Genomic DNA, 18,957 nt, shown 5'->3' with positions numbered 1-18,957 from the left:
AACCTATGGGTTCCATTAAGAAACCTATGGGTTACATATGAGTAAACGACCTGCCGGTTTACCTCATCTCGCCACTCGTTTCATGCATCGCCGATCAAGTGATGCATCTGCAAGTCACCCGCCGATAGCGGCCAGCATCGCCTCGGCACTGGAAACGCGCAGTTCGCCCGGCGCCTCCACCCGCAACAGGCGCACCACGCCGCCCTCCACATACAGCGCGAAGCGGCGTGCGCGCAGGCCCATGCCGAAGGCGCTGCCGTCCAGTTCCAGGCCCAGCGCGCGGGTGAAGCTGGCGTTGCCGTCGGCGAGCATCAACAGGCCCGGGGGAACCTGCTGGGCGCGGGCCCAGGCCTGCATCACGTAGGCGTCGTTGACTGCCAGGCACATCACCTTCACCCCGGTTTCCTGGAAGTCGGCGTAGCGTTGTGCGTAGCCGGGAAGGTGCCGGCTGGAACAGGTCGGCGTGAAGGCGCCAGGGACGGCGAACAGCACCACGCGGCTTCCGGCAAACAGTTCGCCGGTCCGGCAGGGGCGGATCTCCTCGCCGACCACCGACAGCTCGATATCCGGCAGCGACTGGCCGATCTGGATGGTCATGGTGCGGGCTTCCTTCGTTGGCAACCACGCCATGCTAGCGCCGCGGAACGAAGCTTGTCGCCTTGAATCGGGAACCCTGCAAACCCACTTCCTGGGCGGGCGGCATCGAGCCGCAGACCTTTATCGACGAGGAGATACGAACATGAATCTGAGTCGCAATTTTTCATGGAATCCGGCCGGCACGGCCAACATCGGCGACATCCGCGAGGCGTTCGATCGCCTGCTGGGCAACCCGGCCGAGGCGGACCAGTCCAACGTGGTGACCAGCCAGTGGGCGCCGCGCGTGGACATCAAGGAAGAGGACAAGCGTTTCGTGATCTACGCTGACATTCCTGGCGTGGACCCGGAGAAGATCGAGGTGAGCATGGAGAAGGGCATCCTCACCATCAAGGGCGAACGCACCGTGGAGAACCGCGAGCAGAACGGCAAGTTCACCCGGCTGGAGCGTTCGCACGGCGTGTTCTACCGGCGCTTCGCGCTGCCCGACAGTGCCGATGCCGACGGCGTCACCGCACATGGCAAGGATGGCGTGCTGGAAATCGTCATTCCGAAGAAGGCGGAAACCACACCACGCCGCATCACCATCAATACCGGCAGCTGAAACATTTCCGCGAGTATTGCGCGGGCGACCTGCCGCGGACCATGATCCGCGGCAGGTCGTTGCGTGTGGAAGAGATCGAACCGGCGGGAGCGGTGCGTGGAATTCAAAGACTATTACGACATTCTGGGTGTGAAGCCCGAGGCGAGCGAGGCCGAGATCAAGGCCGCGTATCGCAAGCTGGCGCGCAAATACCATCCGGACAAGAACAAGGAAGCCGGCGCCGAGGAGAAATTCAAGGCGGTCAACGAGGCCAACGAGGTGCTCAAGGACGCCGAGAAGCGGCGTTCCTATGACCAGCTGCGTGCCGGCGGCTACCGGCAGGGCGAGCAGTTCCGGCCGCCGCCGGGCTGGCAGGGGCAGCAGGGTTTCGGTGGTGGCGACAGCGACTTCAGCGATTTCTTCGAGAGCCTGTTCGGCCGCGGTGCCGCCGGCAGCCATCATGGCCAGCCGCGGTCGCGTCGCGGCCGGGATGTGCAGGCATCGGTGCAGATCGACCTGCAGACGGCGTTCGACGGTGGCCGCACGCGGCTGGCCATGCAGGATCAGGTGGGTGGCGAGCGCGTGCTGGAGGTGAAGATTCCGGCGGGCATCCAGCCGGGCCAGGTGATCCGCTTGTCCGGCCAGGGGCATCCCGGCACGGCCGGCGGGCCGAATGGCGACCTGCTGCTGGAGGTGGGTGTTCGCGACGACGCGCGTTTCCGGCTGGACGGTCGCAATGTGGTGCACGTGTTGCCGATCGCACCGTGGGAAGCCGCACTGGGTGCCACCGTGCCGGTACCGACGCTGGCCGGTACGGTCGACCTGCGCATCCCGGCGGGCTCGCAATCGGGGCGCAAGCTGCGCCTGAAGGGGCGTGGCATGCCGGGCGCGAATCCGGGCGATCAGCTGGTGGAGCTGTCGATCCGTGCGCCGGCGGCGGAGAGCGACAAACAGCGCGCTGCGTACGAAGCGCTGCACGAGGCATTCGCGAACTTCGATCCGCGCCGCTGAGCTGCGGGCGGCATAAACAAAAACGGCGCCTGCGGGCGCCGTTTTTCACGAAGCGTGGCGGGGATCAACCCGGCAGGAACTCCTGCAGCGCCTTGAGCAGCTCCTCTTCCTTGATCGGCTTGGTCACGTAGGCCTTGGCGCCCTGGCGCATGCCCCAGACGCGGTCGGTCTCCTGGTCCTTGGTGGTTACCAGGATGATCGGAATGTGCGCGGTCTCCGCGTTCTTGCTGATCGTGCGGGTGGCCTGGAAGCCGTTGAGATTGGGCATGACCACGTCCATCAGGATCAGGTCGGGCTTCTCCGCCTTGGCCACTTCCACGCCCGCGGCGCCGTCTTCGGCCGAGAGGGTCTCATGCCCGAGTTTTTCGACGATCCGCTTGATGCCAAGCAGTTGCGACGGAGAGTCGTCGACGATCAGGATGCGTGCCATAAGGTGATAATCCCCTGCGAGTTTCGTTGATTCTAAGCCGTGGTGGCGTGACTTCCAAGCGCGGTTTCGTCAAACGGCACCGTCGACGTGCACCAGGGTGCGACCGAACGACTCGCCCGCGAGCATGTGCGCAAACACCTCGGGCAGCTCCTCGAGGCTCGTCTCGCGGGTGACGATGCGCTCCAGGTGCCGCGGCTTCCAGTCGCCGGCAAGGTGTTGCCAGATCCGGTCGCGCAGATGGCGGGCGGTGCCAGCCGAGGCGATCCCGAGCAGGCTCACGCCGCGGATGATGAACGGCATCACCGTGCTGTCGATGGCGATGCCGCCGGCGTTACCGCAGATCGCCACGTTGCCGTACGGCGCGATCAGCGGCAACAGGCCGCCGAGCATGCTGCCGCCGACGTTGTCCAGCGCGCCGCCGAAGCGGGCGGAGTCCATCGGCTTGCCGCTGAAGGCGAACTGGTGGCGGTCGATGCACGCGCTGGCGCCGAGGCCGCGCAGGAAGTCGAAGTGGTCGGCCTTGCCGCTGATCGCATGCACCTCGTAACCGGCGCGGCTGAAGATGTCGATCGCCAGCATGCCGACGCCACCGCTCGCGCCGGTCACCGCGATCGGGCCCAGCGTCGGCGACTGCCGGTTGTCCTGCATGCGCAGCAGGGCCAGTGCGGCGGTGAATCCGGCGGTGCCGATGATCATGCTTTCGCGCAGACTCAAGCCGGCCGGCAGCGGGATCGTCCAGCGTGCGTCGAGGCGCGCGTACCCGCCGTAGCCGCCGTCGCGCGTCTCGGACAGCCCGCTGCCGGTGCACAACACGGCGTCGCCTTCCTTGAAGGCGGGGTCGGTGGAGGCGACCACGTGGCCGGCCACGTCGATGCCGCCGTTGAGCGGGTACTGGCGCAGGATGCGGCCCTTGCCGGTGCCGGCCAGCGCATCCTTGTAGTTGACCGAGGAATACGCGACCTCGACCAGCACTTCGCCGGACGACAGCGCGCTGGTGTCCATGGTGTCGATGTTGGCGCGGTAGCCGGCGCCGTCGTTGTGGATGCGGAAAGCACGGAAACGGGGCATCTCGACCTCCTGCAGAATCAGGCGTGGACGCTGCGGGAGGAAATCCACTTGGGCGTGTAGCTGCCTTCGTAGTCCCGCATCCAGTCGAACAACGCGGCGATGTCGTCGCCGAACCATATGCTGTCGCGCTGCGCCGCCTTCACGAAGGCCTCGTCGACCATGTGCTCCATCAGCGTGCGCAGGTCGCGGTAGTAGCCGCGCACATCGAGGAAGGCGCAGGGGTAGCGGTGCAGGCCGAGCTGGGCCCAGGTCAGCATCTCGAACATCTCGTCCATGGTGCCGAAGCCGCCGGGCAGGGCGACGAAGGCGTCTGACAGTTCGTACATGCGCGTCTTGCGCTGGTGCATGGTCTCGACCACCACCAGTTCGGTGAGGCCAGGGTGGGCCACTTCCAGTTCCACCAGCTGGCGCGGAATCACGCCAACCACCCTGCCGCCACCGGCCAGCACCGCGTCGGCCACCACACCCATCAGGCCGACGTTGCCGCCTCCATAGATCAGCGCGATGCCGCGCCGGGCCATTTCGGTGCCAAAGGCGTGGGCCTGTTCGGCGTATTCGGGATGCCGGCCGCTGTTGGAGCCGCAGTAGACGCAGATGGCGGTGGGTTGTGGCATGCGTGTTCCTTTTTGTAGGAGCCCGCTTGCGGGCGATGCTTTTGCCATCCCGAATTCCGAATCCCGGCTTTCAAAGCATCGCCCGCAAGCGGGCTCCTACGGGTGATGGCAGACGAAACGGCCCGCCCATGTTGCCACGAGCGGACCGTTGTACCTGGCCGGGGGCTCTCTGGATCCCGGATCGACGCACATCCATGTGCTGTCCGGGATGAGGCCATCCTGACCTCAGTTGCCCTTGTGGATGGCGCGCTTGTCGACCGACAACGCGGCCTCGTGCACGGCCTCGGACAAGGTCGGGTGCGCGTGGACGATGCGCGCCAGATCCTCCGACGAACCCTTGAACTCCATCGCCACCACGCACTCGGCGATCAGCTCGGACACGCCCGGGCCGACCATGTGCACGCCGAGGATGCGGTCGGTCTCGGCGTGGGCAAGCATCTTCACCTGGCCCACCGCCTCGTTCATCGCCACGGCGCGGCCGATGGCGGCGAACGGGAAGGTGCCGACCCTGTACGGGATGCCGGCGTCCTTCAGTTCCTTCTCGGTCTTGCCGGCCCAGGCCACTTCCGGCTCGGTGTAGATCACGAACGGGATGGTGTCGTAGTTGACGTGGCCGGCCTTGCCGGCGATCCACTCGGCCACCGCCACGCCCTCCTCGGAACCCTTGTGCGCCAGCATCGGGCCGCGCACCGCGTCGCCGATCGCCCACACGCCGTCCACGCCGGTGTGGCAGTGCTCGTCGACCAGGATGCGGCCGCGCTCGTCCAGCTTCACGCCGGTGTCGTCGGCTAGCAGGTCCTTGGTGTAGGCGCGGCGGCCCACGGCTACCAGCAGCTTGTCGACGACGAGCTTCTGCTCGCCGCTCTTGTCGGTGTAGGTGAGGTGCACGCCGTCTTTCTTCACCTCGGCCTTGTTGAGCTTGGCGTCGAGCTTGATGTCCAGGCCCTGCTTGGCGAACTCCTTCGCCGCAATCTTGGCGATGTCGGCATCGGCCACCGAGAGGAAGTCCGGCAGCGCCTCGATGATCGTCACTTCCGCGCCCATGCGGCGCCACACGCTGCCGAGTTCGAGGCCGATCACGCCGGCGCCGATCACGCCCAGGCGCTTCGGCACTGCGGTGAAGTCCAGCGCGCCGGCGTTGTCGACGATGGTCTTGCCGTCGAACTTCGCGAACGGCAGTTCGATCGGAATGGAACCCGAGGCGAGGATCACGTTGGTGGCGCTGATCGTCTGCTTGCTGCCGTCGGCGGCGGTGACCTCGACGCTGTTGCCCTTCAGCAGCTTGCCGGTGCCGAAGTACGGGGTGACCTTGTTCGCCTTGAACAGCTGGCCGATGCCGCCGGTGAACTGCTTGACGATCTTGTCCTTGCGGCCGATGAAGGTGGCCATGTCGACCTTCGGATTGTCGACGCTGATGCCGTGCGCCGGCAGGTTGTGCGCAATGTTCCAGTACTGCCGCGAGGAATCCAGCAGCGCCTTGGACGGGATGCAGCCCACGTTGAGGCAGGTGCCGCCCAGTGCCTGCTTGCCGTCCTTGCCGGTGAAGGCGTCCACGCAGGCGGTCTTCAGGCCCAGCTGCGCGGCGCGGATCGCGGCCACGTAGCCGGCCGGGCCAGCACCGATGATGATGACGTCGAATTTGTCGCTCATGGTTTTCCTCTTTGCTCTTTCCTTCTCCCGCCGGGAGAAGGTGGCGCGAAGCGCCGGATGAGGGTTCGGATGGGGTGAGGCGTTGTGGTATCAGCGGACCCTCACCCCGGCCCCTCTCCCCGCGGGAGAGGGGCTCAGGCGGTTACAGGCCCAGCAGCATGCGCTGCGGATTCTCCAGCTGGTTCTTGATGTCGACCAGGAACAGCACCGCGTCCTTGCCGTCGATGATGCGATGGTCGTAGCTGATCGCGATGTACATCATCGGCGCGGCGATGATCTGGCCGTTCTCGACGATGGCGCGTTCCTTGATCGTGTGCATGCCGAGGATGGCGCTCTGCGGCGGGTTGACGATCGGGGTGGAGAACAGCGAGCCGAAGGTGCCGCCGTTGGTGATGGTGAAGGTGCCGCCCTGCAGGTCGTCCAGGGTGAGCTTGTTGTTGCGCGCCTTGGTGGCGTAATCGGCAATGGCCTTCTCGACGTCGGCGAAGCTCATGTCCTGCACGTCGCGCAGCACCGGCGTGACCAGGCCCTTGTCGGTGGACACCGCGATCGAGATGTCCTGGTAGCCGTGGTAGATCACGTCGTTGCCGTCGACCGAGGCGTTGACGTACGGGTAGCGCTTGAGCGCCTCGGCGGCGGCCTTGACGAAGAAGCTCATGAAGCCGAGCTTGATGCCGTGTTCCTTCTGGAACGCGTCGCCCAGCGCCTTGCGCATCTTCACCACCTCGGCCAGGTTCACTTCGTTGAACGAGGTGAGCATGGCGATCGAGTTCTTCGACTGCATCAGGCGTTCGGCGATGCGCGCGCGCATGCGGGTCATCGGCACGCGCTCTTCCGGGCGCGCGCCCGGGGTCGGCTTCGCTGCCGGTGCGGCGGCGGGGACTGCGGCAGGGCGCGAACCGGCGTTGACCACGTCTTCCTTGATGATGCGGCCGTCGCGGCCAGTGCCGGCGACGGTGGAGGTGTCGACCTTGTTCTCGGTGGCGACGCGCTGCGCGGCGGGCGAAAGCGTGGCGGCGGCCTTCGGCGCGGCCGGGGCGGGAGCTGCGGCGGCCGGGGCCGGAGCGGCGGCAGCCGCTGCCGGTGCCGGTGCCGGCGCGGCGGCCACGGCGCCTTCCTCGATGATCGCGATGATCTGCTCGCTGTTCACCGTGTCGCCGACCTGGTGGCGGATTTCCTTCAGCACGCCGTCGACCGGCGAAGGCACCTCCAGCACCACCTTGTCGGTTTCGAGGTCGACCAGGTTCTCGTCGCGCTTCACCGCGTCGCCGGCCTGCTTGTGCCAGCTGGCGATGGTGGCGTCGGAGACGGACTCGGGCAGGACGGGGACTTTGAGTTCGATGGACATGGGAATCCTTGAGTTGGTGCGCTCATCCATGATCGCGGAGATCAAGAAGCGGCCATCCTGGCCGCACTGTTCAGGGCAGCTGCTTTATTCCGCGGCGTGGTCGGTGCCCACCGGGGCGGCCAGCGCCTGCTCGACGAGCGCCGTCTGTTCCGCAACGTGGGTGTTGTGGTGGCCGGCGGCTGGTGCCGGCGAGCGCGCACGCCCCGCGTAGGAGAGACTGTGCTTGCTGCCGATGCAAGCCTGCAGGTGGTGGCGGATCTGGAACCAGGCGCCCTGGTTCATCGGTTCCTCCTGGCACCAGATTACTTCCTTGGCGGAAGGATATTTGTCCAGTTCTGCCGTCACTTCCTCGCGCGGGAACGGGTACAGCTGCTCGACGCGCGCGATCGCCACGTCGGCCAGCCCGCGCTTCTCCGCTTCCTCCAGCAGGTCGTAGTAGACCTTGCCGGAACACAGCACCACGCGCTTGACCTTCTTCGCGGGCAGCTCACGATGCTCGCCGATCACCAGCTGGAAGCTGCCGTTGGCCAGCTCGTCCAGCGTGGATACCGCCAGCTTGTGGCGCAGCAGCGACTTCGGCGTCATCACGATCAGCGGCTTGCGCGCCGCGCGCAGCATCTGCCGGCGGATCATGTGGAAATCCTGCGCCGGCGTGGTCGGCACGCAGACCTGCATGTTGTCCATCGCGCACAGCTGCAGGAAGCGCTCCAGGCGCGCGGAGGAGTGCTCCGGGCCCTGGCCTTCGTAGCCGTGTGGCAGCAGCAGCACCAGGCCACACAGGCGGTTCCACTTCGCCTCGCCGGAGCTGATGAACTGATCGATCACCACCTGTGCGCCGTTGGCGAAGTCGCCGAACTGGGCTTCCCAGATGTTGAGCGTGTCGGGGTCGGTGGTGGAGTGGCCGTACTCGAACGCCATCACCGCTTCCTCGCTGAGCAGCGAGTCGATCACCTCGACGTCGGCGCCCCCGCGCACGGTGGCCAGCGGCATCCAGGTGTGACCGTCCTTCTGGTCGTGCAGCACCGCATGGCGGTGGAAGAAGGTGCCGCGGCCGGAGTCCTGGCCGACCAGGCGCATGTCGTAGCCGTCCTCGACCAGGGTGGCGTAGGCGAGGTTCTCGGCGAAGCCCCAGTCGGCCGGCAGCTCGCCTGCGGCCATCTTGCGGCGGTCGTCGTAGATCTTCGCCACGCGCGCCTGCAGAGTGACGTCGGCCGGCACGGTGAGGATCTTGCCGGCCAGCTCCAGCAGCTTCGGCTTCGGCACCGTGGTGTCGGCCGGCATCGACAGCTTGCCACCGAGGAAGCGGGCCCAGTCGACGTGGCCGTCGCGCTTGGGCGCCAGGTCCAGCTCGGTCATCGGTGCGCCGGCTTCCAGGCGTGCGCGGTAGGCGTCGAACTGCTTGGCGGCCTCGCCCTCGGCGAGCACGCCTTCCTTCACCAGCTGCTGCTGGTACAGGTCGCGCGCAGTCGGGCGCTTCTTGATGATCTGGTACATCACCGGCTGGGTGGCCGCCGGCTCGTCGGCCTCGTTGTGGCCGTGGCGGCGGTAGCAGACCAAGTCGATCACCACGTCCTTGCGGAACTGCTTGCGGAACTCGTAGGCAAGCCGGGTCACCAGGATCACCGCCTCCGGGTCGTCGCCATTTACATGCAGCACCGGCGCATTGACCATCTTGGCCAGGTCGGTGCAGTACATGGTTGAGCGCGCGTCCTGCGGGTTGGAGGTGGTGAAGCCGACCTGGTTGTTAATGACGATGTGCAGGCTGCCGCCGATCTTGAAGCCGCGCGCCTGCGACATGTTGAACAGTTCCATGTTCACGCCCTGGCCGGCCAGCGCGGCATCGCCGTGGATCAGCACGGCCATCGACTGCGTGTGCGCGGTGTCGCGGCGACGGGTCTGGCGCGCATGCACCGAGCCGGTCACCACCGGGTTGACGATTTCCAGGTGCGAGGGATTGAACGCCAGCGCCACGTGCACGCCGCCCTTGGGCGTCTTGACGTCGGCGGAGAAGCCCATGTGGTACTTCACGTCGCCGGAGTGGGCCGGATCGTCGGGGTGGTCGAAGCGGCCCTCGAACTCGTCGAACAACGTCTTCGGCGGCTTGCCCAGGATGTTGACCAGCACGTTGAGGCGGCCGCGGTGGGCCATGCCGATCACCAGCTCCTTGATGCCGTTGTCGCCGGCGGCACGCACCACGTCGTCGAGCATCGGGATCAGGCTGTCGCCGCCTTCCAGCGAGAAGCGCTTCTGGCCGACGTACTTGGTGTGCAGGTAGCGCTCCAGGCCCTCGGCGGCGGTGAGGCCGTCCAGCACGCGCTGCTTGCCGGCCTTGTCCAGGCCGCTGCGGCCGGTGGCCTGCTCGAGCCGGCTGTAGATCCAGTTGCGCTGCTCGTGGTTGCTGATGTGCATGAACTCGGCGCCGATGGTGCTGGCGTAGGTCTTCTGCAGGCGGCCGAGTAGCTCGCGCAGTTTCAGGCGCTGGCCGCCGCCGGCGTAGTTGCCGGTATCGAATTCGGTGTCGAGGTCGGCGTCGGCGAGGCCGTGGAAGGCGAGGCCGAGGTCCGGCGCCGGCATCTTCTCGGTCAGGCCGAGCGGGTCGAGGTCGGCGGCGAGGTGGCCGCGCGAGCGGTAGGCGGTGAGCAGGCGCAGCACGCCGGCCTGCTTGCGCGCGTGCTCGTCGCTCACCGGCACGGCGGCGACGCCGTTGTGGCGCCGCTTCTGCGCCGCCTCGATGCGCGCGATGGCCGCGGCGTGGGAGACGTCTCCCGCTTCGCGGCCCTTGAAGGAGGCAAAGTAACTGGCCCATTCGGCCGGTACCGACGAGGCGTCGGCCAGCCAGGTGTCGTAGAGGGATTCGACGTAATCGGCGTTGCCGCCAGCGAGTTGGGAGGATTCGAAGAACTCGCGAATCAGGTTTGTAGTCACATCACCACCGGCAGGGAAGGGAGGCTTGCGGCCATCCGTGTGACCTTTGAGGTCGCGGCTTCCGTCCGGTTTTCAAGCCCGACCGGTCGCCCATACGGATGGCTGGGGAGAATCCTGACGATTATAGCCTTTGGCTGCTGCGACGCGGCAAGCTGCGGGCTGCCGGGAACGCCCTTTCGGCAGGCATCTCCGACGATGGTCTAAGGCGTGTTTTGTCGCACCCGGCGGTTTCCCGCGATTTGCGGCGTCCGGCGCCATGGCAGCCGGCTGAACGTCCGCTCGACCGGCCCGGCTAAAGGCCCAGCGCCTGCAACTCGCTGGCCCGTTCGGCGCGCTCCCACAGCTCGTCGAAGTGCTGCTGCAGCGGCGCCTGGCTGGCGCGGTCGCGGCGCGCGGCGCGGCCCTGCGGGCGGTCTGCCTCGGGCAGGAACAGATAGCCGCCGGCATCGTTGAGCAGGCAGGCCGAGATGCTGGCGCGGTCGGCTTCCTCCACCGGTGTGCGCACCTGGATCGAGCTGGGCAGGCGCTGCGCCAGCGCGACCAGTCGGTGGTCGTTGCGCAGGGCGGCGGCCGGATCGTGCAGCAGGATACGGATCAGCGCACCGCGGCCGGAAGTCGCGATGCGGCGCAGCTCGGCCAGTTCTTCCGCGCTGGCGTAGCTGTCGCTGCCCAGCAGCGGCAGGTGGATGGACAGCTGGTGGCGTGCGTCGGCCAGCAGTTGCAGGCGGGCGGCGGCGGTCTCGCTGCGGGTGCCGGCCGGCAGCGCGTCGATGTCGCGCGGCGGGGCGGCTTCCTCCGCCGCTGCGGACAGCGACAGGCGCATCGCCCGGTGCATCAGCCCGGCGTCCTCGAACTCCTCGCCGTGCGCTACGAAACCCTCGCGCTGGTAGAAACCGAGCGCGCTGACCTGGGCGTCCAGCGCCACTTCCGGCCAGCCCTGCGCGCGGGCGCGGGCCACCAGTTCACGCAGCAGCACCACGCCGACGCCGCGGCCGCGCCATTCCCGCAGCACGGCCATGCGGCCGATCTTGTGCGCCGGGGTGAGCCGGCCGCAGCCGATCGGCTGGCCGGCCTCGTCGCGTGCCAGCACGTGCCAGCAGTCCGCGTCCAGCCCGTCGCGCTCGCGCTGTTCGGACACGCCCTGTTCGCGGATGAACACCACCTCGCGCAGGTCGAGCAGGGCGCTGCGCTGCTCGGCGCGCGACCAGTCGGCGATCTCGACGTGGAAGTCCTGCAGCTTCATCGGCGGCGGTGTTTGCGCGGCAGCAGGTGACCATCGTTGACCAGGGCCAGCAGCAGGGCGCGTTCGACGGCGTCGGGCTTGCGCTCGACGCTGAGCGTGCGCTGTTCGCACAGCCGCTGCGCCAGCGCCGGCGTGGCCGGATAGGCCTGGCCGTTGGCGTACAACGTGCAGCCGGACTTGCCGCGACTCCACGCCAGCCGCGACCATGGATGGCGCAGCAGCCGCGCACCGGCATCGAGCTGCCTGGCCAGCGCGGCCTCGCTCAGCCGCTTGTCGGGTGCAGCGGGTGCCTGTGCGCTGCGGTAGCGGGTGATGAAGCGGCCGAACCAGTCGCGCAGCAGGTCGTCGCGCAGGGCGGCGGCAAACGGCAGCGCATCCTTCAGGCGCTCGATCGCGGCGCGGTCGATCTCGCCGCCCGCGGTGGCCGGCTTCAGGTCCGGGTCGGCGTAGCGCAGTTCCTCCGGCAGGTGTTCGGCGATGTAGTCGGCGAGGTCGCCGGTCAGCTCGGCCTGCGACGGCGCGCGCATGCCGACGGAGAAGGTCATGCACGGTCCGCCGAAGGCTACCCCGTCGTGCGGCACGCCGGGCGGCAGGTACAGCATGTCGCCCGGTTCCAGCAGCCATTCGTGGGTCGGCTCGAACTGCACCAGCTGCTTCAGTTCCACGTCGTGGCGGAACGCCTTCGGCGCCAGCGGATCGTCGCTGATCGCCCAGTGGCGCTGGCCCAGGCCCTGGATCAGGAACACATCGTACTGGTCGATGTGGGCGCCGACCCCGCCGCCCGGCTCGGCGTAGGACACCATCACGTCGTCCACCCGCCAGCTCGGCAGGAAGCGGAAGTGCTCCAGCAGCTGCGCCACGTCCGCGTCCCACTTGTCGACGTCCTGCACCAGCAAGGTCCAGTCATGGTCGGGCGTGCGGGCGAAGTCGGCTTCGTCGAGCGGGCCGGACTTGACCTGCCAGCGGTCGCGCTTCGTGTCGCGCACGATCAGCCGCGCCAGCGCCGTCGGCTCGCAGGCCAGGCCGGCCAGGTCGTCCGGCTGCAGCGGCGGCTGGAAGCCGGGGAAGGCGTGGCGGACCAGCAGCGGGCGCTTCTGCCAGTAGTCGCGCAGGAAGCGGGCAGGCGGCATGCCCAGCGGCTGCTTCGCGGAGCCGCGGACTTCGATCGGAAAGGAGGCTGGCTTGGTCATGCGCGCATTGTAGCGGTGACCGCTGCCGGCGACGTCAGTGCAACGCCTTCACCACGTTGCTGAGCCCCAGCGCGAGCACGGCGGTGGCGGCCAGCAGGGTCGCGGCCCGGGCCGGCATGCGCCGGACCAGCAGGGCGCCCAGCGGGGCGGCGGCCATACCACCAACGATCAGGCCCAGCACGGCCGTGCCATGGGCGGCGCCAAGATGCAGCAGGAAGCTGACGCTGGCGGCGGCGCTGACCACGCACTTGGCCAGGTGCACGGTGCCGATCACCGTGCGCGGCGTGGCGCCGCGGGCGACCAGAGTAGTCACGGTCAGCGCGCTCCAGCCGCCGCCGGCCACGGCATCGGCAAAGCCGGCGACCAGCCCCAGCGGGCGAGTGGCGCGCGGCACCACGTCGTCGTGGCCACGGTCGGGCCGGGTCGCCCGCCACAGCAGGAATACGCCCATGCCCAGCATGTAGATGGTGAGCGCCAGCCGCATCCCGTCGGCCGGGACGTGGATGACCACATAGGCGCCGATCACCGCACCGATGGCGCCGGGAATGGCCAGCGTCCAGAACAGCTGTCGTCGCACGTTGCCGGCCGCGAGATGGCTGAGGCCGGAGGCGCCGCAAGTGAAAGTCTCCGCGTAATGCACGCTCGCGCTGGCCACTGCCGGCGGCAGGCCCAGCCCCAGCAGCATCGCCGCGGAGACGACGCCGTAAGCCATACCCAACGCACCATCGACCAGCTGGGCGAGTGCGCCCACGGCGGCGAAGGTGAGGAATTCGGACAACGGTGGCATGGGCGGTGGGGCATCCGTGCGCGATACGGAAGTGTAGCAAGTATCGGGAACGGGCTCATTGCGCGGAAATAAGCCCTCGGCATAAGTACATGTCGACATATCCTTTCCGGATCCTGCGGTTAAAAAATAATTTGGACGTCGAGAAGTATAGACGTCCAGATGGAGTCACCGTGAATACCGTCGTCGTGCCGAACCTTCCAGCGCCAAGCCTCGATGCGGACAAGCTGGCCAGGCTGACCTGGGAGCTGGAAAGCCTGACTGCCGCCCAGCTGTACTGGATCGCCGCGTGGAGTGCGGCGCAGGCCGAGCAGGTGCAACGCGGCGGCGTGGCGACTCCCGCACCGGCGGGGCAACCGGCCAGTCGGCTGACGATCGTCTATGGCAGCCAGACCGGCAATGCGAAGCGCATCGCCGAGCAGCTGGCCAGTCGTGGCGAGGCAGCTGGCCTGCCGGTGCGGCTACTGCGTGCCGATGCCTACCCGCAGCGCGAGCTGGCGCAGGAGCGCCATCTGCTGCTGGTGATCAGCACCCAGGGCGACGGTGAGCCGCCAGACGACGCGCGCGGCCTGTTCGAGTTCATCAGCGGCAAACGCGCGCCGAAACTGCCCGCGCTGCAGTTCGCCGTGCTGGGGCTGGGCGATTCGAGCTACCCGCAGTTCTGCACGATCGGGCGCCAGCTCGACGCCCGCCTGGCCGAGCTGGGCGGCAGCCGCCTCGCTTCCTTCGGCGAAGCGGACGTGGAGATCGAGGCCGTCGCCGCGCCGTGGGTGGAGCAGGCGCTGGAGCAGGCGCGGGAGCGGCTGCGGCAGGCCGGCGCGCCGGCGCGGGCGACCCCGCTGCACGTGGTGCCGAGCCGCAGCGCCTGGTCGCGCGAACAGCCGTTCGCCGCGACCGTGCTGGCCAACCAGCGCATCGTGGCGCGCGACAGCGCGCGCGACGTGCGCCATGTCGAGCTGTCGCTGGAAGGCTCCGGCCTGCACTACCAGCCGGGCGATGCGCTGGGCGTGTGGCCGCACAATCCGTCGGCACTGGTCGAGCAATGGCTGGAAGCACTGCAGCTGGACGGCGCGCAGCCGGTGACCCATCAGCAGCGCGCGTTGCCGCTGCGGCAGTGGCTGGGCCGCGAGCGCGAGATCACCCGGCTGCACCGCGGCTTCATCAGTGCGCTGGCGACCGCCGGCGGCCACGACGAACTGGCCCGGCTGCTGCAGCCGGAGCAATCGGCGCAGTTCGCGGCGGTGCTGGCCGACGAGCAGCCGATCGACCTGCTGCGCCGCTACCCGGCGACATGGCAACCCGAGACGCTGCTCGCGACGCTGCGGCCACTGGCGCCGCGGCTGTACTCGATTGCCTCCAGCACGAAGGCGGTGGGCGAGGAGGTGCACCTGACCGTGGCCGTGGTGGATTACCAAGCGCACGGCAGCACGCACTGGGGCGCCGCCTCCTCGTTGCTTGCCGCGACCGACGAGGACAGCAAGCTGCCGGTATTCATCGAGTCGAACGAGCGCTTCCGCCTGCCGGCCGACGGTTCGCGCGACATCATCATGATCGGGCCGGGCACCGGGGTGGCGCCGTTCCGCGCGTTCCTGCAGGAACGGCGCGAAAGCGGTGCCACGGGCCGCAACTGGCTGTTCTTCGGCAACCGCCACTTTGCCAGCGATTTCCTCTATCAGGTGGAGTGGCAGCAGGCGTTGCAGGACGGTTCGCTGCACCGGCTCGACCTGGCGTTCTCGCGGGACGCGGAACACAAAACCTATGTACAGGATCGCCTGCATGAGCACGGCGCCGAACTGCATGCGTGGCTGAAGAACGGCGCGCATCTCTATGTCTGCGGCGATGCGAAACACATGGCCCGCGACGTGCACGCCGCACTGGTCGACGTGATCGTGGCCCATGGCAACCAGTCGCCCGACGAAGCGAACGCCTGGCTCGGCGAACTTCTGCAACAGGGCCGCTACGCCCGCGATGTTTATTGATATGAGTACGAAACCCTCTCATCTCGAACACATCAAGTCAGCCAGCCGCCACTTGCGCGGCACGATCGCCGAGGGCCTGGCCGACCCGGTCACCGGCGCGATCGGCGACGACGACAACAAGCTGCTGAAGTTCCACGGCAGCTACCAGCAGGACGACCGCGACCTGCGCGAGGAGCGCCGCAAGCAGAAACTGGAACCGGCCTACGCCTTCATGCTGCGCGCGCGCCTGCCCAGTGGCGTGGTGACGCCGGCGCAGTGGCTGGTGTTCGACCGCATCGCCCGCGAGCATGCCAGCGGCACGCTGCGCATCACCACGCGACAAACCTTCCAGTGGCACGGCATCATCAAGCGCAAGCTGAAGCCGACCATCGCGGCGATCCATGAGGCGCTGGCCACCACCATCGCCGCCTGCGGCGACGTGGTGCGCAACGTGGTGAGCACGGCGAACCCGGTGGAATCGGCCGCGCATGCCGAGGCGTATGCCTGGGCCACGCGGCTCTCGACTGAACTGGCACCGAAGACGCGCGCCTATCACGAGATCTGGCTGGACGGCGAGAAGCTGCACGGCGATCCCGTGGAAGAGAGCGAGCCGCTGTACGGCGCCACCTACCTGCCGCGCAAGTTCAAGATCGGCCTGGCGATTCCGCCGCTCAACGACATCGACGTGTTCGCGCAGGATCTGGGCCTGATCGCAATCGTCGAGCAGGGCACGCTGCGCGGCTTCAACCTTGCCGTCGGCGGCGGCATGGGCGCCACCCATGGCGACGCCAGCACCTACCCGCGGCTGGCCAGCGTGATCGGCTTCGCCACGCCGGAACAATTGTTCGGCGTGGCCGAGGCGGTGATCGGCATCCAGCGCGACTGGGGCGATCGCACCGAACGCCAGCACGCACGGCTGAAATACACGCTCGACCGGCGCGGCCTCGACGCATTCAAGGCCGAGCTGGAGGCGCGCCTGGGCTACGCGCTGGCCGCGCCGCGCGCGTACCGCTTCGAACACAACGGCGACCGCTACGGCTGGGTCGAAGGCCACGACGGCCGCTGGCATCTCACCCTGCACATCGAATCGGGCCGGCTCGCCGACGTGGGCGAACGGCGCTGGCTCAGCGGCCTGCGCGAGCTGGCGAAGGCGCATACCGGCGATTTTCGCCTGACCTGCAACCAGAACGTGATCGTGGCGAACGTCGCGACGGACGAGCGCGGGCGCATCGACGCGATCGTGCGCGAGCATGGGCTGGACGGCTACCGCAAGCAGAGCGCGATCCGCCGCCACGCGATCGCCTGCGTGGCGCTGCCCACCTGCGGGCTGGCGATGGCTGAAAGCGAGCGCTACCTGCCGGCGCTGCTGCCGAAGCTGGAGGCGTTGCTCGATCGGCACGGCCTCGCCGACGCGCCGATCCTGCTGCGCCTGTCTGGTTGCCCGAATGGCTGCTCGCGGCCGTACCTGGGCGAGATCGCGCTGGTCGGCCGCGGGCCGGGCCGCTACGACCTGCGCCTGGGCGCCGACTTCAGCGGCCAGCGGCTGAACCAGGTCTGGCGCGAGAACGTGGATGAAGCGGCGATCCTCGCCGCGCTCGATCCGCTGTTCGCGCGCTACGCCGCCGAACGTGCGGACGGCGAGGGCTTCGGCGATTTCTTGCTGCGCGGCGGCATTCTTGTGCCGCTGCCGTCGCGGCGCATTCCCTCGGAGCTGGTGGCATGAGCGCCGCGCTGTTCGAACAGGCGCCGCACGAGCCGCGGGCGCTGGCCGAACTGAACGCCATGCTGTCCCGGTTCAGTGCCGAGCGCCGGGTGGCGTGGGCGCTGGAACATATCGCCGGCGAGCACGTGCTGTCGTCCAGCTTCGGCGCGCAGTCGGCGGTGTCGCTGCACCTCGTGACCCGCCAGCGGCCGGACATTCCGGTGGTGCTGATCGACACCGGCTACCTGTTCCCCGAGACGTACCGTTTCGTCGACGAACTGACCGAACGGCTCGCGCTGAACCTCAAGGTCTACAGCGCACCGCTCAGCCCCGCCTGGATGGAAGCGCGCCACGGGCGACTGTGGGAGCAGGGCGTGACCGGGCTGGACCACTACAACCGGCTGCGCAAGGTCGAGCCGATGCAGCGTGCGCTGGCCGAACTGCACGCCGTCGGATGGTTCGCCGGCCTGCGCCGCGGGCAGTCGCGCAGCCGGGCGGCGATCGCTTTCGCCGAGCACCGCCAGGACCACTGGAAATTTTACCCGCTGGCCGACTGGAGCGACCGCGACATCGGCCAGTACCTCGCACGCCACGGCCTGCCGTACCACCCGCTATGGCAGCAGGGCTATGTCTCGATCGGCGACAGCCACACCACCCGTCGCTGGGAGCCGGGCATGGACGCCGAGGACACCCGCTTCTTCGGGCTCAAGCGCGAATGCGGATTGCACAGCATCGCGTAGGTTCTCTCCGCGCCATTCCCCCAAGGCCGGCTTAAGGCCGTAGGGTGGGCACCGCCCGCCGCTCTCCCCGCACTTCGTCGAAAGCTGCCGAAAGGGCGGCGGGGGGTGCCCGCCCTACGTGACACGCGCCGGTTCAGGCGGCGTCTGGCGGCGTGGAGGTCGGGCGCTCCCGCCAGTGCGGCACGGCTGGCCACTCGGTTGCCGCGGCGTCGGCGGCGAGGGCGCGCACCACGTCGCGGCGATCCAGGTGCGGCGCGAACTGCGCGATGAACTCCAGCACGTATTCGCGCAGCACGCTTTCACGGCGCAGCACGATCCAGGTCGTGCACTGGGGAAACAGATGGTCGGCCGGCAGCGCGCGCAGGTCGGTGTCGCTTTCCAGCATCGCCATCTCGGCCAGCACGCCGATGCCCAGGCCCGCGCGCACGTAGGTCTTGATCAGGTCGGCGTCGCCGGCGGTCATCGCGATCTGCGGATGCAGGTCGACGGCTTCGAACGCACGGCGCAGCGACGAGTCGGGCTTCAGCGAGGAGTCGTAGCTGACCAGCGGCAACGCGGCCAGTTGGTCGAGCGTGGGCGGTTGCCCGCCCGCGCCCAGCGGATGTCCTTGCGGTACCACGATTACCCGGTGCCAGCGGTAGGCCGGCAGCGCGATGCCCGTGGCCGGGGGCGCGCCGGCGGTGCTGATCACCGCCAGGTCGACGCGGCCGGCCTCCAGCTGAGCCAGTACTTCGCTGTCGCGGCCCGGCTGCAGGTGCACGCTGACCTGCGGATAGCTCCGGCTCAGCGCGCCGATCGCGGCGGGCAGGGCGAAGCGGGCCTGGGTGTGGGTGGTGGCGATGCGCAGTTCGCCGCGCGCCTCGTTGCGCAGGTTGGCGGCGATCGCGCGGATGTTGACCGTTTCGGCGAGGATGATGCGGGCGCGTTCCAGCACGTGCTGGCCGGCGTGGGTCACCGCGTCCAGGCTCTTGCCCTTGCGCACGAACAGCTGGAAACCCAGCTCGTCCTCAAGCTGCTTGAGCCGTTTGCTCAGGCCGGGCTGGGTGGCATGGACGCGCGCGGCGGCCAGGGTGATGTTGAGGCCGGAATCGGCGATGGCTACCAGATAGCGCAGTTG

General features: G+C 68.3%; 16 protein-coding genes. 5 read left to right on the top strand and 11 right to left on the bottom strand.

Annotated features, from left to right (window positions below; all coding sequences use genetic code 11):
• Positions 1–114: 114 nt before the first annotated feature.
• On the bottom strand, positions 115–597 hold the full coding sequence (locus tag UUA_RS07480) for a peroxiredoxin (protein ID WP_008435584.1): 483 nt from the start codon (positions 595–597) through the stop codon (positions 115–117).
• Positions 598–739: 142 nt separating this feature from the next.
• Here UUA_RS07480 and UUA_RS07475 point away from each other — a divergent pair, with 142 nt between their 5' ends.
• Both UUA_RS07475 and UUA_RS07470 read left to right on the top strand, forming a co-directional pair.
• The gene (locus UUA_RS07475) at positions 740–1,198 is read left to right on the top strand and encodes an Hsp20/alpha crystallin family protein (protein ID WP_008435583.1); all 459 of its coding nucleotides are present in this window, start codon (positions 740–742) and stop codon (positions 1,196–1,198) included.
• A gap of 96 nt (positions 1,199–1,294) precedes the next feature.
• Positions 1,295–2,188, top strand: coding sequence for a DnaJ C-terminal domain-containing protein (locus UUA_RS07470; RefSeq protein ID WP_008435582.1), 894 nt, complete (start codon positions 1,295–1,297; stop codon positions 2,186–2,188).
• 64 nt (positions 2,189–2,252) lie between these two features.
• On the opposite strand, the gene pilH is transcribed toward UUA_RS07470, so the two are convergent.
• The 9 genes from pilH to UUA_RS07425 form a co-directional block, all read right to left on the bottom strand.
• Positions 2,253–2,618: a twitching motility response regulator PilH gene (gene pilH, locus UUA_RS07465; RefSeq protein ID WP_008435575.1), complete on the bottom strand. Its 366-nt coding sequence runs from the start codon at positions 2,616–2,618 to the stop codon at positions 2,253–2,255.
• Between the two features lie 69 nt (positions 2,619–2,687).
• Positions 2,688–3,686, bottom strand: a complete 999-nt coding sequence (locus UUA_RS07460; RefSeq protein WP_039953695.1) for a YhdH/YhfP family quinone oxidoreductase — start codon at positions 3,684–3,686, stop codon at positions 2,688–2,690.
• Positions 3,687–3,703: 17 nt separating this feature from the next.
• Positions 3,704–4,300, bottom strand: coding sequence for an LOG family protein (locus UUA_RS07455; RefSeq protein WP_008435571.1), 597 nt, complete (start codon positions 4,298–4,300; stop codon positions 3,704–3,706).
• A 225-nt stretch (positions 4,301–4,525) separates the two neighbouring features.
• Positions 4,526–5,950: a dihydrolipoyl dehydrogenase gene (gene lpdA, locus UUA_RS07450; protein ID WP_008435570.1), complete on the bottom strand. Its 1,425-nt coding sequence runs from the start codon at positions 5,948–5,950 to the stop codon at positions 4,526–4,528.
• A 142-nt stretch (positions 5,951–6,092) separates the two neighbouring features.
• Positions 6,093–7,298, bottom strand: coding sequence for a 2-oxoglutarate dehydrogenase complex dihydrolipoyllysine-residue succinyltransferase (gene odhB, locus UUA_RS07445; protein ID WP_008435568.1), 1,206 nt, complete (start codon positions 7,296–7,298; stop codon positions 6,093–6,095).
• 84 nt (positions 7,299–7,382) lie between these two features.
• A complete protein-coding gene (locus tag UUA_RS07440; RefSeq protein ID WP_008435566.1) occupies positions 7,383–10,223 on the bottom strand; it encodes a 2-oxoglutarate dehydrogenase E1 component in 2,841 nt (946 codons plus the stop codon).
• Between the two features lie 292 nt (positions 10,224–10,515).
• Positions 10,516–11,466, bottom strand: a complete 951-nt coding sequence (locus UUA_RS07435; protein WP_008435564.1) for a GNAT family N-acetyltransferase — start codon at positions 11,464–11,466, stop codon at positions 10,516–10,518.
• The gene (locus UUA_RS07430; RefSeq protein WP_008435563.1) at positions 11,463–12,656 is read right to left on the bottom strand and encodes a cupin domain-containing protein; all 1,194 of its coding nucleotides are present in this window, start codon (positions 12,654–12,656) and stop codon (positions 11,463–11,465) included. The genes UUA_RS07435 and UUA_RS07430 overlap by 4 nt, the downstream gene beginning before the upstream one ends.
• 34 nt (positions 12,657–12,690) lie before the next feature.
• Complete coding sequence (locus tag UUA_RS07425; protein WP_008435562.1) at positions 12,691–13,443, bottom strand: sulfite exporter TauE/SafE family protein; 753 nt, start codon at positions 13,441–13,443, stop codon at positions 12,691–12,693.
• Positions 13,444–13,613: 170 nt separating this feature from the next.
• On the opposite strand from UUA_RS07425, the gene UUA_RS07420 reads away from it, so the two are divergent.
• From UUA_RS07420 to UUA_RS07410, 3 genes are read left to right on the top strand one after another with little or no spacing between them, the layout of a single operon-like run.
• Complete coding sequence (locus UUA_RS07420) at positions 13,614–15,419, top strand: assimilatory sulfite reductase (NADPH) flavoprotein subunit (RefSeq protein ID WP_008435559.1); 1,806 nt, start codon at positions 13,614–13,616, stop codon at positions 15,417–15,419.
• 1 nt (position 15,420) lies between these two features.
• Positions 15,421–17,121: an assimilatory sulfite reductase (NADPH) hemoprotein subunit gene (gene cysI, locus UUA_RS07415; RefSeq protein ID WP_039953690.1), complete on the top strand. Its 1,701-nt coding sequence runs from the start codon at positions 15,421–15,423 to the stop codon at positions 17,119–17,121.
• Positions 17,118–17,840, top strand: a complete 723-nt coding sequence (locus UUA_RS07410) for a phosphoadenylyl-sulfate reductase (protein ID WP_008435556.1) — start codon at positions 17,118–17,120, stop codon at positions 17,838–17,840. The genes cysI and UUA_RS07410 overlap by 4 nt, the downstream gene beginning before the upstream one ends.
• Before the next feature lie 133 nt (positions 17,841–17,973).
• On the opposite strand, the gene UUA_RS07405 is transcribed toward UUA_RS07410, so the two are convergent.
• Positions 17,974–18,957 (bottom strand): LysR substrate-binding domain-containing protein (locus UUA_RS07405; RefSeq protein WP_008435555.1); only part of this gene is annotated, 984 nt, incomplete at its 5' end.

This window comes from Rhodanobacter thiooxydans LCS2, assembly GCF_000264375.1.
GTDB lineage: Bacteria > Pseudomonadota > Gammaproteobacteria > Xanthomonadales > Rhodanobacteraceae > Rhodanobacter > Rhodanobacter thiooxydans.
This window is presented reverse-complemented; position numbering and strand designations above follow the sequence as displayed.